The organism is Pseudomonas sp. G2-4, assembly GCF_030064125.1.
In the GTDB taxonomy this organism is placed as follows: Bacteria; Pseudomonadota; Gammaproteobacteria; order Pseudomonadales; family Pseudomonadaceae; genus Aquipseudomonas.
In genome coordinates this window covers 2,836,049-2,851,505 of record NZ_CP125957.1, presented here as the reverse complement: position 1 = coordinate 2,851,505, position 15,457 = coordinate 2,836,049, and the positions used below count along the sequence as shown (strand labels likewise).

General features: G+C 63.5%; 1 protein-coding gene (only partly in view). It reads right to left on the bottom strand.

Annotated features, from left to right (window positions below):
• Nucleotides 1-48: 48 nt before the first annotated feature.
• Nucleotides 49-15,457 carry the 3' end of a non-ribosomal peptide synthetase gene (locus tag QNH97_RS12275; protein WP_283557064.1) on the bottom strand. 15,530 nt of this gene lie beyond the right edge of the window, so 15,409 of the gene's 30,939 nt are visible here — the last part of the coding sequence; its start codon lies beyond the right edge, outside the window; its stop codon occupies nt 49-51.

Sequence of the window (15,457 nt, the reverse complement as noted above, 5' to 3'; positions counted from 1 at the left end):
CGGCCAGTGTGGCGCCGGGCTCCATGGATGCGCGCGAAGGAAGGACGGCTAGACGCAATCACTGGCGGCCTCCTCATCGAGCATGGGAAGGCTGTCCTGCCACCAGGCTGCCAGGTTGTGTACGTGAGGGGCCTTGAGGATCGTGAAGTGGTTACCCGGACCGTACCAGATACTGAGGTCAGGGATATGCTTGCGCCATCCTTCGATCATTTGTTCCTGTTCGCGTTTGTTACCGGCCGTGTCCAGGGTTGGATCATTCGCCAGCACCAGCCGCACCGGCCCGGTGTATTGATGTTGAGGCTGATAAACCGTGCGCAAGGCCGTGCCAAAAGCCCGCGCCGGACCTCGCATCGAATCCACCGCCGAACGCTGCGGCAGCATGCCGGCGCGGACCATACCGGCATGCAGCAAGCGCATCTGGGCGGTATCGTCCTGGGCACCGAAGACCGTCGCATCGATCCCCAGGGACTTGCCGGAAGCCAGCTGCATTGCCTCGATCAGCCGCTTCAAGACCCCCGTCGCGGTATAAGGCTTGCCCACCACGCCGTTGCCGCCCGGCGACTCACTGTCGATCAGCGTCAACGAGGCCACCTTGCGTCCACGGGCATGCAGGCGGGCCGCCATTTCGAAGACGATCCAGCCACCGAAGGAATGGCCGAGCAGATGCACCGGCCCCTTCGGTTGCACCCTGTCGATCGCTTCGAGGTACGCCTGGGCGGCGGTTTCCACCAGGCTGAAAGGCTCTGTGCTGCCGTCCAGCCCACGGGGTTGCAGGCCATGGATTGGCCAGTCCGGGCCGAAGGCATCGGTCAGCCCAATAAAGCCGGTCACGCTGTCGCCTGCTCCTGGCACACAGAAGATTGGAGCCCGATCGGCGCGCCCGCCCTGGATTGTCAACAGCGGCTGGTAACTGCTCCTCGACAACTTCACCGGACGCGATGCGACGGTACGCAAAGCATCGTCGATGGCCCGGCCCAATGCCTTGATCTGTGGGGCCTGCATCATCGTCTGGTGGTTACCCGGCACCTTGACGCAGTGCATCTGTGTCTTCGGCAGGACGGCGTCCCAACCCAGGTAACCGGAATGCTCGGGCGCATCGTCCTTGCGCTCCTCGGCGACCAGCAGGTGCACCGGCACGGAGATTGGATACACCGAGTAATGGGCCAGCGCATGACCGTGGGCGACCTCGCGATCCAGGTAATACCAGAGCTGGGCCGCGCTGTAGCTCGCCAGTTCCGCCGGCAACAGGCCTTCGTCACTGCACCGCTGCACCAGGCCTTCGAACTCGAAGTCGCCCAGTTGAGTCAGCAGATGAGTCAGTTTGCCGAGGACCGCTGCGAGGTCCGCCTCGCCGGCTGTCGAAGCCTCCCAGAACACCTCGCAACGGTCCAGCAAATGCCGTTTGTGGGCTTCGTCCGGAGACCAGCGTTCTCTACCCTGGTCCACCAACCGAGGCAGGTAGCTGTCGATCAGGCCAACGAACTCAACCTCTTCGTCCAGGCCAATGAGCTGGATCGCGATTTCATAAGCCAGCACGCCACCGAACGACCAGCCGGCCAGCCGATAGGGACCATGGGCCTGGACCGAACGAATGATGCCCACCAGCCGCGAAGCCAGGCACTCCATCGTTTGCAGCTGTGGCTCGCCCCACGGGATGGCCGGCAGGCCATAGACCGGAACATCCGGGTCGATGTGCTTGCCCAGTGCCGGGAAGTAGAGGTCAAGCCCGCTGAACTCATGCACCAGGAACAGCGGGTTCTGCTGACCGGTGGTGCGCACCGGCACAAAAGCCTCCTGCACGGGGACATCGGTGGAGCGGGTCTGCAGCATTGATGCCATGGACGCGATACTCTCGTGCTGGAACAACTCGGCCAGCGACACCGTCAGGTTGGCTTGGGCCAGCAGCCCCACCAAGCGGATCGCCAACAGGGAATGCCCGCCCAGTTCGAAGAAGTTGTCATGGCGACCGATGCGTTGCAGGCCCAGCAAGTCTTGCCAGATCTGCGCGAGCACGCTTTCGACTTCGCCTTGCGGGGCTTCGTAGCCGCGGCTGACAACGGCCTCCTGGTCCGGTGCCGGCAATGCCTTGCGGTCGAGCTTGCCATTGGCGGTCAACGGCAGCCCGTCGAGGTGAACATAGGCTGCTGGAATCATGTAGTCCGGCAGCTGCGCGTGCAGGTGAGCCCGCAGCGCCTCGATCTCCGTCGCGACATCCGGGTCGCGCAGTGTGAAGTAAGCCACCAGGCGTTTCTCCCCAGGGGCATCTTCACGCACCAGGATGACCACATCCTTGACGTTGTCATGCTCGGCGAGCCGGGCTTCGATTTCCCCCAGTTCGATACGGAAACCACGGATCTTCACCTGGTCGTCGTTACGACCGAGGTAATCGACCGTGCCATCCGCGCGCCAGCGCGCCAGGTCGCCGGTGCGGTAGAGCAAGGCCTGCGGATCGGCACTGAACGGGTCGGCGATAAACTTCTCGGCGGTCAGCTCGGGACGATTCAGATACCCTTTCGCCACGCCGTCGCCAGCGATGTACAACTCGCCCGCCACGCCGATGGGCACTGGCTGCTGGGTGCTGTCCAACACATAGACGCGGGTGTTGCCGATAGGCCGACCAATCGGGATTCCGCCCTCGCCCACGCTGTTGATTTCGTGAGTGGTGGTGAAGGTAGTGGCTTCGGTCGGGCCATAACCGTTGAGCAAGTGAGCCGGTGCGCCATCCTTGAGGACACGACCGATCACCGCGGGGTCAAGCACATCGCCGCCCACGATCAAGTAACGCAGTTGTCCGAATACGCTCATCAGACCGTCGGCGTATTGATGGAACAGCCCGGCGGTCATCCACAACACGCTGATCGAGTGCTCGAGCAACAGCCCACGGAAACGCTCCTGGGACAGCAGGACATCCTGCTCGACCACGACCACACAGCCGCCGTTGAGCAAGGGTGCCCAGACGTCGAGGGTGCTGGCGTCAAACGCTGGGTTGGAGGCGAAGGCCACCCGATCTTCGGCGTTGAAGTCGGCATAACCGTTGTTGATCACCAGGCGATTGATCGCCCGGTGCGGCACCAGCACGCCTTTGGGTGTGCCGGTGGAACCGGAGGTGTACATCACGTAGGCGACCGATTCGGCGCTTTGCATCAGGTTCAGATCGCCGAATGCTTCATCCATCACGACGGTATCCAGGTCCACACGCAGCGCGTCTCCAGGAACCGTAGCCGTGCTCAGCGCCAGCAGGATCCGAGCCCCGCTGTCCTGCACCATGAACTGCTGGCGCTCGATAGGCGCGCTGACATCCAGCGGCACATAGACGGCGGCGCACTTGAGGATCGCCAATTGGCTGACCAGCAACTCAATCGAACGCTGCAGCCCAATCGCCACCCGATCGCCCGGTTGAACCCCTAGGCCGATCAGGTGACGGGCCAGGCGATTGGCCCGGCTATTCAACTCGGCGTAAGTCAGACACTGTGCGTTGTGCACGACTGCCGTTGCATCCGGACGTGCCTGGGCCTGCGCCTCGAACAAGCCCTGGACGGTCTTGTCCTGCGGATAACGCCGCGTGGTGGCATTGAAATCCACCAGCAACTGACGACGCTCGGCAGACGGCAGGATCGATGCGCTGTTCAACGGCGTTTGCGGCGCCTGCTCCAGCGCTTGCACCAGATGCTCCAAGGCAATGTTCATGTAGACACACATCCGTTGCGCACCGATCTGCGGCACCGCCAGCGCCGAAACACTGAAACCTTCGCCAAGGTCATCCACCGACAAGGTCAGCGGGTAGTTGGTGCGCTCTTCACTGCCCAAGGCCTCGATGCCATCCCAGGCTGCCAACGCTTCGCTCGAAGCCGTACCCATTGCGCTGTGCCGATAATTGAGCAAGGCATTGAACAACGGCATCGGTGCGGCCACGCCGCTGCAACGCTGAGCCAAGGCCAGCGAGGCATGCTCGTGCCCCAACAACCCGGTCAGGCGAGCATGAGTGGCTTTCACTCCATCACGTACGCTTTGGCTACCGACATCCACCCGCAACGGCAAGGTGTTGATGAACATGCCCAGCGCACGGTCGGCGCCGTCGCCACCCTGCATCCGGCCCATCAGCACGGTACCGAATACCACATCCTGTTTGCCCGAGACTTGCCCCAGCACTTGCGCCCAGGCCAGGTGATGCAGGCTCGCGGCGCTCACCCCCAACTGGCGGGCCTGGGCCCGCAAACGGCGGCTCAGGTCGGCAGAGAGATTCAGCCCGGCGGCTTCGATATCGCTGCCGTCGCCACGGACATCCAGCAAGCCGAACGGCAGCGTTGGCTCGTCAAGATCGCCCAACATCTCGCGGAAGAACCCTTCATGTTCCTCGCGGCTAATACCCAGACGGGCCTGGGCCACATAATTGCGGAACGGCACTGCTTCGCCCAATTGATCGGCCTGGCCCAGCAAGTGCGCCTGCATTTCGTGCTGCACCACTTCCAGCGCCGTGTGATCGAGGGCCATGTGATGGAACAACAGCATGGCGATCCAACGCTGGTTGGCGACGTCATGGGTGAACGCCAGGCGCATCAGCGGTGCCTGGCGTACATCTAGCCGCACGTGTTGCGGATTGAAGCGTTCCAACAGTTGCTCGGCAATGTCATGACTCGGATCGAAAACACACTCTTCCAGAACCAACTGCGCCTGGCGCAGCACCACTTGGACCGGTTCGCGCAGGCCTTCCCACAGCACGCCGGTGCGCAGAATGTCGTGCCGATCGATGACACCTTGCAAGGCGTTGACAAAGGCATCCAGCCGGGCCCGATCCTTGAGATTGAACGTGGCCTGCTGCAGATAGAGATCGCCCTGCTGCGAAGCCAGGTGGTGATACAGGATCCCTTCCTGCAACGGCGCCAGGGCGTAGATGTCCTGGACGTTCGCCACACCGCCGGGCACCGTTGCGACAATCTGCTCGATCTCGCCTTGAGACAGATCGATAAGCGGCAGCATGTCCGGTGTGATCCGCTCGCACCCTGGGGCAATACCGTTGCCCGGCACGACAATCTCCATCGTGCGCCCCACTGCCGCCGCCAAGGCTGCCAGCGTCGGCTGGCCGAACAGCACCCGGACATCGGCGCTCAAGCCCGCCTGGCGCATGCGTTCGATCAACGTGACCGCCAACAGTGAATGCCCACCCAGTTCGAAGAAGTGGTCGTGACGCCCCACCCGCTCGACCTGGAGCAATTCGGCCCAAAGCTGCGCCAGCGTCGTTTCGACGGTGCCCTGGGGTGCTTCGTATTCCCGGGTAATCACCGAAGCCAAGTCCGGTGCCGGCAATGCCTTGCGGTCCAACTTGCCGTTCGGCGTCAGGGGTAAGGCGTCGAGTCGCACATAGGCGCTCGGCACCATGTATTCAGGCAACTGCCCTTGCAGGTGAGCCCGCAAGTTTTCGATGTCGGCAGTCTCGTCAGCGGAATGCGTCGTGAAGTAAGCCACCAGGCGTTTCTCGCCCGGCACCTCTTCACGGGCCAGCACCACGGCTTCCTTCACCGCGTCGTGTTGCGCCAGCCGGGCTTCGATCTCACCCAACTCGATGCGGAAGCCGCGGATTTTCACCTGGTCATCGTTGCGGCCCAGGTAATCGATGTTGCCGTCCGGCAAGTAGCGACCCAGATCCCCGGTGCGGTACATCCGCGCATTCGAAGCCTGGCTGAACGGATCCTTGAGGAAACGCTCGGCAGTCAATTCAGGACGGTGCAGGTAACCCCGCGCCACCTGGACCCCGCCGATGTAAATCTCCCCGGCCACGCCCATGGGCACTGGCTGTCGATGGGCATCGAGCAGGTAGATCCGCGTGTTGGCAATCGGCTTGCCGATGGGTGTGCTGTCCGGTGTCTCTGCACCCGCGCAGTCCCACGCAGTCACATCCACCGCCGCTTCGGTCGGGCCGTACAAGTTATGCAGTCCGGTTTTCGGCAGTTGCGCCTTGAAGCGTCGCACCAGATGCCCCGGCAAGGCCTCGCCGCTGCACATCACCCGCACCAGACCTTCGCACTCGCTCGCCTCGCCATGGGCCAGGAACACGTCGAGCATCGATGGCACAAAGTGCAACGTGGTGATGCCTTGGGCCTGGATCACGTCGCGCAGGTATGCCGGATCGCGATGCCCACCAGGACGGGCCATCACCAGCCGTGCGCCGCTGAACAGCGGCCAGAAGAACTCCCACACCGACACGTCGAAGCTGAACGGAGTTTTTTGCAGCACCGCATCGGCAGCGCTCAGCTGGTATTGCTGCTGCATCCACAGCAGGCGGTTGACCACCCCGCCGTGCTCGTTCATGACGCCTTTGGGCAGGCCGGTAGAACCCGAGGTGTAGATGACGTAGGCCAAGTGATTGGCATGCAAGCCATCGACCTGCGGATTGTCGGTTGGCTGCGTCGAGAAACCTTCCGCCTCATCCAGCAGCAGGGTTAGCGCCTGCGTAGCCGGCAGGCTGGCCTGCAAGGCACGCTGGGTCAGCACCACCGTTGGCGCACTGTTTTCCAGCATGTAGGCCAGGCGATCCTGCGGATAATCCGGGTCCAGCGGCACATACGCCGCGCCGGACTTGAGGATGCCCAACAGGCCGGCCACCATGTCCACGCCGCGCTCCACGCAGATCGCCACGCGGTCGTCCGGGCGAATGCCCAGGGCGATCAGTCGATGGGCGACCTGATTGGCGCGATGGTTCAGTTGCGCATAGCTCAGCTGTTCTTCGTCGGACACCACGGCTACAGCGTCCGGGCATGTATCAACACGTACCTCGAACAAGCCGTGCAAGGTCAGGCCTTGCGGATAGTCGACCGTGGTGGCATTGAACGCTTGCACCAAGTGCTGGCGCTCGCTGTCACCCAGCAGCGGGATCTGCGCCACGAGAGCCTGCTCGTCAGCGACCATGGCGCGCAGCACGCACTCCAAGTAACCGAGGTAGCGTTCCATCGTGCTCTGATCGAACAGCGCCGTGGCGTATTCCAGCGAACCGAACAGGCGCCCATCGATCAACGCCATGTCCAGCAACACATCGAACTTCGCGGTACGACTGGTCACGCCCAGCCCTTGCAGGGACATATCACCCAGTTCCAGCCCGGTGGTTTCGTTGTTCTGCCAAGACAACATGGCCTGGAATACCGGACTGTGGGACAGGCTGCGCAATGGCCGGACCACCTCCACCACCTGTTCGAACGGCAAGTCCTGATGCGCCTGGGCGCCCAGGGTCTGGGCCTTCACCTGTTGCAGCAAGGTTTGAACCGTCAGTTCGGCCACCACATCGACGCGCAGCGCCAGGGTGTTGACGAACAGGCCGATCAGGTCTTCAACCTCCGATTGCATGCGATTCGCCACCGGCGTGCCGATGACCACGTCGTTCTGACCAGACAGGCGACTGAGCACCGTGGCCCAGGCCGCCATGACCGTCATGAACAAGGTGGCGCCATGGCGTTGGCTCAACGCTTTGAGGCCTTGGGTCAGGGTTTCATCGAGGACGACGCCCACCGCACTGCCGGAGTGATCCTGCTGGGCCGGCCGTGGCCGGTCAGTCGGCAACGTCAGCAGTGCCGGGGCGTCGGCCAGGGCTTGCTGCCAGTAACGCTCCTGTGTCTCCAGCACATCACCCGTGAGCCAGCGCCGTTGCCAGAGGGCATAGTCGGCGTACTGGATCGGCAAGGCCGGCAGCGGATCATCCCGACCTTGGCTGAACGCCTCGTACAACACGCCCAACTCATGGGTCAGCAGATCGGCAGACCATCCATCCGAAACGATGTGATGCAGGGTCACCAACAGCACGTGATCATCATCAGCCATGCGAATCAGCCGGCCACGCACCAGCGGACCGTGGGCCAGGTCAAAGGCTTGGCGAGCCTCTTCCTCGGCCATGCCCAACAGTTCGGTTTCGGCGTCCGGACGCCCCGCCAGGACCTGCACTTGCAGCGCGAAGCCGCTGTCAGCCGGCGCAATGCGTTGCCGCGTTTCCTGTCCTTGCTCCTGCACGAAGGTGGTGCGCAGGGCTTCATGGCGGGCGACGATACGGTCCAGTGCACGCGTCAGCGCCGGGATATCCAGCGTGCCCCGCAGGCGCAGACCGGTAGGGATGTGATACGCCGCACTGCTGCCGTCCAGTTGCGCCAGGAACCACAGGCGCTGCTGGGCGAACGACAACGGCAACACCTGCTCGCGGGACACCGGCACAATGTCTGGCCGGGTGCTGCGGGCCGCCCGGGAAAGCACCTGGGCCAGCGCGCTCAGCTGCGGTTGTGCGAAGACATCGTTCAGGCTCAGCTCGACACCCAGTTGTTCACGCACCTGGGCAATCAAGCGCATCACCAGCAGTGAATGACCACCCAGTTCGAAGAAGTGATCATGGCGCCCCACCGACTCGACCTTGAGCATCGTTTGCCAGATCTGCGCCAGGGCGACTTCAGTGCTGCCCTGAGGCGCTTCATGGCTGCGGCTGGCGTAGGCCTCGGCATCGGGTGCCGGCAGCGCCTGGCGGTCGAGCTTGCGGTTCGGTGTCAGCGGCAGCGCGGCCAGGCTGACGAATGCGCTCGGCAGCATGTATTCGGCCAGTTGCGTCGACAGTTGCGCGCGCAGGGTCGCGGCGTCCAGGCTCGTTTCAGCCTGCGGTACCACATAGGCCACCAGGCGTTTATCGCCGGGGGTGTCTTCGCGCACGATCACTGCCGCTTCCTTGACCTCGGCACAATGGCCCAGTCGGGCCTCGATCTCGCCCAGTTCGATTCGGAATCCCCGGACCTTGACCTGGAAGTCGTTGCGGCCCAGGTATTCGAGGCGTCCGTCCGGACGATAGCGGGCCAGGTCACCGGTCTTGTACATGCGGGCACCGGGCTGGTCGCTGAAAGGATCGGCCAGGAAACGCTCGGCGCTGATAGCGTCAAGGTTCAGGTAACCACGCGCCACGCCTTCGCCACCGATGAAAATTTCCCCGGTGACCCCGAACGGCACCGGTTGACGGTGCGCATCGAGCAGGTAAATTCGGGTGTTGGCCATCGGCTTGCCGATGCTGGCATTACCGACAGCGTCACTGGCCGAGACATGTTCCATGTACGCGGCGGTACATGAAACCGTTGCCTCGGTCGGGCCATAGGTGTTGATCAACCGGGTATGCGCCGGGCGAACCGCGTCCCACATCTGCAATTTTTGCGTCGACAAGGCATCGCCGGTGACGTTGATCAGCCGCACATCGCACAGATGGTCCCGCGCCTGGGCCGGCGCGTTGTGCCACTCGGCCGCAAGGGTGTGCCAATGGGCTGCCGTCAGGTGCAGGAAGGTCGGGCGGATATCGCCATTGTTTTGCAATTCGGCACTGCCAAACAGCTGCCGGGTGGGTGCCAGGGTGGCGCCGGCAAGCAGCGTCGGGAAGATCTCTTCCACCGACAGGTCAAAGTTCAGGGTGTTCTGTTGCAGCACCGTGTCGGCCGGTGTCAGGCCGAACAGCCGGACCGCATCGACGCAGTAGTTGACCAGGCCCCGGTGTTCGATCATCACCCCCTTGGGGTTGCCGGTGGAGCCCGAGGTGTAGATCACGTAGGCCAGGTGGTGCACGCCCAGGGATGCGACGACCGGGTTGTCGTCACGCCCGGCGGCAATGCCGCAAGCAACACGCTCGTTGTGGTCGAGCAGCACCACCGGCGCCGCCGACACCGGCAGACGCCCTTGCAGCTCACGCTGGGTCAGCAGCGCCGTCGGGGTACTGTTGGCAAGCATGTAGGCCAATCGTTCGGCCGGGTACGCTGGATCGAGTGGCACGTAACCGGCACCGGCCTTGAGGATCGCCAACAGGCCGACCAGCATGTCGATACCGCGTTCGACACAGATCGCCACCCGATCATCCGGGCGAATACCCAGTTCGATCAGGTGATGGGCCACCTGATTGGCCTGGCGGTTCAGTTCGACGTAGCTCAGCCGCTCACCCTCGAACACCACGGCTGTGGCATCCGGCCGGACCACGACCTGGGCCTCGAACAGCTGATGGATCGTCTGCTCACGGGGGTACGCTGTCTGGGTTGCGTTGAGGTCCGCCAGCAAATGTTTACGTTCGGCGTCGTCCAGCAGCGCGATTCGCTCGATCACGGTCTGGTCACCGGCCACCATGGCCCGCAGCAGGCGCTCGAAATAGCCGAGATAACGCTGCACCGTACTCTCGTCGAACAACGCCGTGGCGTACTCGAGGGAGCCGAACATCTGCCCTTGGACCTCGCCCACTTCCAGGGACAGGTCGAACTTGGCGATGTTGCTCGCCGCGCCCAGACCTTCGAGTTTCAGATCGCCCAACACCAATTCAGTGCTGTCCAGGGTCTGCCACGACAGCATGGCCTGGAACAGCGGACTGTGGGCCAGGCTGCGCACCGGATTGAGCAGTTCCACCACCTGCTCGAACGGCAGGTCCTGATGCGCCTGGGCGCCGAGGGCCTGGGTCTTGACCCGCGCCAGCAGCGTTTCGACCGTCGGAGCTGACGAGAGATCGACGCGCACTGCGAGGGTGTTGACGAAAAGGCCGATCAGCCCTTCGACTTCCGAGCGCGTGCGGTTGGCCACCGGCGAACCAATCACCACTTCATCCTGGCCCGAAAGCCGGCTCAACAACGCACCCCAGGCGGCCATCAACGTCATGTACAGCGTGACGCCGTGGCGCTGGCTCAGCGCCTTGAGACTTGCGGTCAAGTCCGCGTCGAAGGTCACCGGCAACGCCGCCCCAGCGTAGTCCTGCTGTGGCGGACGGACCCGATCGGTGGGTAGCATCAGCAACGCTGGCGCGTCGGCCAGGGTCTGCTGCCAGTAGTTGCTCTGGGTGTGCAGCACCTCGCCGCTCAACCAGCGGCGTTGCCAGACGGCGTAGTCGCTGTACTGCACCGCCAGGGCCGGCAGCGGATCCTCCAGTTCATGCCGGAACGCTTCATAGAGCGCCGCCAGTTCCTTGATCAACACGCCGATGGACCAGCCATCCGAAACGATGTGGTGCATGGTCACCAGCAGCACATGGTCCTCGCTGCCGAGACGAATCAGCCGGCCCCGAATCAACGGGCCGTGCTCCAGGTCAAAGGCGTCCGTGGCTTCCTGCACCACCAGCACCTGCAGTTGGTCTTCGGCATCAACCTGGCCGGACAGATCATCCTGGAGCAGCGCGAACCCGGCGTCGGCAGGCGCAATGCACTGCCGTGCCTCCTGGCCCTGATCCTGCACGAAGGTGGTCCGCAAAGCCTCGTGACGGGCAACGATGCGATCCAGCGCCCGCTGCAAGGCGAAACGGTCCAGCACGCCGCGCAGACGCAGCCCGGCAGGCATGTGATAGGCCGCGCTGGCACCTTCCATCTGCGCCAGGAACCACAGGCGCTGCTGGGCGAACGACAGGGGCAGGTCTTCATCACGGGCAACCCGGACGATCTCCGGCAATGTGCTGCGCCCGGCCCGGGCCACGGCTTGCGCCAAGCCCATGAGCTGGGGATGGGCGAACAGCTCGGCCAGGCTCAGTTCCACGCCCAGGCGCAGGCGCACCTGGGAAATCAACTGGATCGCCAGCAACGAGTGGCCACCCAGTTCGAAGAACTGGTCATGACGACCGACCTGTGGCAGGCCCAGCAGGTCTTGCCAGATCTGCGCCAGGGTGGTTTCGAGCTCACCTTGTGGGGCTTCGTAGCCACGGGAAATGACGGCATCGAGATCCGGCGCCGGCAGTGCCTTGCGGTCCAGCTTGCCGTTCGGCGTCAGTGGCAACGCCTCGAGTCGCACGTAGGCGGCGGGCACCATGTAGGCCGGCAGTTGCGCTTGCAGGTGCGTACGCAAGGCTTCGATATCGACTGTTTCGTCTGGCGAGTGTTGGGTGAAATAGGCGACCAGGCGTTTGTCACCTGGTACGTCTTCCCGGGCCAGGACCACGGTTTCCTTGAGACTAGGATGCTGGGCGAGTTTGGCTTCGATCTCGCCCAGTTCGATGCGGAAACCGCGGATCTTCACCTGATCGTCGTTGCGGCCCAGGTATTCGATGTTGCCATCGGGCAGGTAGCGGCCCAGGTCGCCAGTCTTGTACATGCGGGCGTTTGGCGTGCTGCTGAATGGATCTGTGAGGAATCGTTCGGCGGTCAGGTCGTCACGATTGAGATAACCGCGAGCCACGCCGGCACCACCGATGTAGATTTCTCCCGGTACACCCAGTGGCACGGGTTGTTCGTGTTCATCCAGCAAGTAGAACTGGGTGTTGGCGACCGGTTTGCCGATGTGCGCAGCAAAGCCGTCTTCCCGGGCCATCGATACCCAGCTTGAATAAGTCGTGGTTTCCGAGGGGCCGTAGAGGTTGCACAGGCGTTTGACCTGGGTCTGTTCGAACAAGGTCTCCACCAGGCTGCGCTTGAGCGCCTCGCCAGCGACGTTGACGGTGTCGACGCCCCCACCCACGCCACCCGACTCCAGCAACGCCTTGAGCGCCGAAGGTACGGTGTTGATCAGCGTGATGTCACGCTCGACCTGCTGCAGTTCCAGCACATTAGTGACGACTTCAATGCTGCCGCCACACGTCAATGGCGCGAAGCACTCGTAGACGGCCAGGTCGAAGTTCAACGAGGTCGAGAACAGGGTTTTCGACAGTGTTTCGGCGTCAAACGAACGGTGTGCCCAAGTCAGGAAGTTCACCGTATTTCGCTGCTCGATCATCACGCCCTTGGGCAGCCCGGTCGAGCCCGAGGTGTAGATCACATACGCCAGGTGCGACGAGGTCAGGCCCGGCACCTGCGGGTTCGGCGCTGACTCATCCTGCCAGACGCCCCTGTCGAGATCGATCACCGGCACCGTCGTCTCGCCCAGCAAGTGGCGCGTGGCCCCTTGAACCAGGATCGCCGCCGGGGCGCTGTCTTCGAGCATGTAGGCAATCCGATCCAGCGGATAAGTCGGATCCAGCGGCACATAACCGCCGCCGGCCTTGAGGATCGCCAGTAACCCCACGACCATGTCGAGGCCGCGTTCGACGCAGATCGCCACCCGCGAATCCGGCTGCACACCCTGCTTGCGCAGGTAATGGGCCAGGCGGTTGGCGAGCCCGTTGAGCTCGCGATAATTGAACTGTTGCCGGCCGTGGCGTACCGCCACGGCATCCGGGGTGCGCAACACTTGGGCTTCGAACAGCCCGTGGATGGTCTGCTCCTGCGGGTATTCGGCTTGCGTGGCATTGAATGTCACCAGCAACCGTTCGCGCTCCGCCACCGGGACAATCGACAACTCACGCAATGCCCGGTCCGGCGTCTGCTCCAACGCTGCCACCAGGCTTTCCAGCGCCGTGTGCATATAACCGCAGACACGCAGGGCACCGACTTCGACCACGGCCTGGGTCGTGAGCCGGAAGCCTTCGCCCAGGTCGTCCACGTTCAGGCACAACGGATAATTGGTCCGTTCTTCCATGCTCAGGGTTTGAATGCCGTGCCAGGCCGAGACGGCATGCTCGGGCACCGCTTCAGCGGCACTGTGCCGATAGTTCAACAAGGTGCTGAACAAGGGCAGCGAAGCCGGCACGCCACTGCAACGCTGGGCCAGGGACAGCGAGGCATGCTCGTGTCCCAGCAAGGCCGATAGCCGCCCGTGGGTCGACCTGACCCCGGCGCGGGCACCTAGGGCGCCGACGCTGACGCGCAATGGCAGCGTATTGATGAACATGCCCAAGGCCCGATCAGCCCCTTCGCCGCCCTGCATCCGTCCCATCAACACGGTGCCGAACACCACCTCTTCACGGCCCGACACCCGGCCGAGCACTTGCGCCCAGGCCAGGTGGACCAGGCTCGCCGCGCTCACGCCGAGCTGACGGGCCTGCGCACGCAGACGCTGAGCCAACGCGGCGTCCACGTCCTGGTGCGCCTCCTCGATCCCGCTGCCGTCGCCCTGCACATCCTGCAGGCCGAACGGCAGCGTGGGTTCGTCGATATCGCCGAGCATCTCACGGAAAAAAGTTTCGTGTTGCTCACGGCTGACCCCAAGCCGTGCCTGGGCCACGTGGTTGCGATACGGCACCGCCGGCGAGAGCAATTGCCCCTCGCCCAGAAGGCTGGCCTGCATTTCATGCACCACCACCTCAAGCGCCGTGTGATCCAGCGCCATGTGATGGAACAACAGCATGCCGACCCAGCGCTGATTCGCCGCGTCCTGCGCATAAGCAAGGCGCATCAGCGGCGCCTGGGCGATGTCGAGGCGGTAATGACGCGGGTCGAAGCGCGCGTGCAGCTGCTGCACCACATCGCCTGCGGCCGGGTCTGCCTCGATCTCCTCAAGGGCCAGGGTTGCATGGCGCCATACCACTTGCACCGGAGCTTCCAGGCCTTGCCAGACCATGCTGGTGCGCAAGATGTCGTTACGCGACACCACGCTCTGCAAGGCATGGGCAAAGGCTTGCACCCGTTCGCGGTTGTCGAAGCCGAACAGCACCTGCAACACATACGGATCGCCCTGCTCTGCGGCAAGGTGATGGTAGAGAATCCCCTCCTGCAATGGCGCCAACCCGTAGATGTCCTGCACATTCGCCACGCCGCCCGGCACCGTCGCCACGATCCGGTCGATGGCGTTCTGGTCCAGGTCGGCCAGGGGCAACATGTCCGGGGTGATCCGCGTGCAGCCGTCCGGGATTGCGTTGCCCGGCACCACGATTTCCCTGACGCCGGCCACGGCTGCGGCCAATGCGGCCAAGGTCGGCTGGCCGAACAGCACGCGCACATCGGCGGCCAGGTCGACCTGGCGCATGCGTTCGATCAGTTTCACGGCCAACAGCGAGTGGCCGCCCAATTCGAAGAAGTTGTCGTGACGTCCTATCTGCTCGACGTTGAGCAAGTCTTGCCAGATCCGGGCAATGGCCGCTTCGACCGGCCCCTGCGGCGCTTCATATTCACGACTGATCACCGCCGACTGATCCGGTGCCGGCAATGCCTTGCGGTCGAGCTTGCCGTTGGTGGTCAGCGGGAACGCGGCCAGCGTGACAAAAGCGCTGGGCACCATGTAATCCGCCAGCGAAGCCAGTAAACGGCTGCGCAGGTCGGCAGCTGACAGTTGCACGTTTTCCTTGGCAATCACGTAGGCCACCAGGCGCTTATCACCCGGCATGTCTTCACGGGCGATGACCACCGCTTCACTGACACCCTCGCAAGCCACCAAGCTCGCCTCGATCTCACCCAGCTCGATACGGAAGCCCCGGATCTTCACCTGGTCGTCGTTGCGCCCCAGGTATTCGACGCTGCCGTCGGCCAGCCAGCGGCCAAGATCACCGGTCTTGTACATTCGCGCGTTCGGCGCGGTGCTGAACGGGTTGTCCAGGAAACGTTCGGTGGTCAGTTCGTCACGGTTCAAGTAACCGCGACTGACACCCGCACCGCCTACATACATCTCGCCCACCACACCCACCGGCACCGGCTCACGCTGGGCGTCGAGCACGTACAGTTGCAGGTCGGGGATACGCTTGCCAATGGGGCTG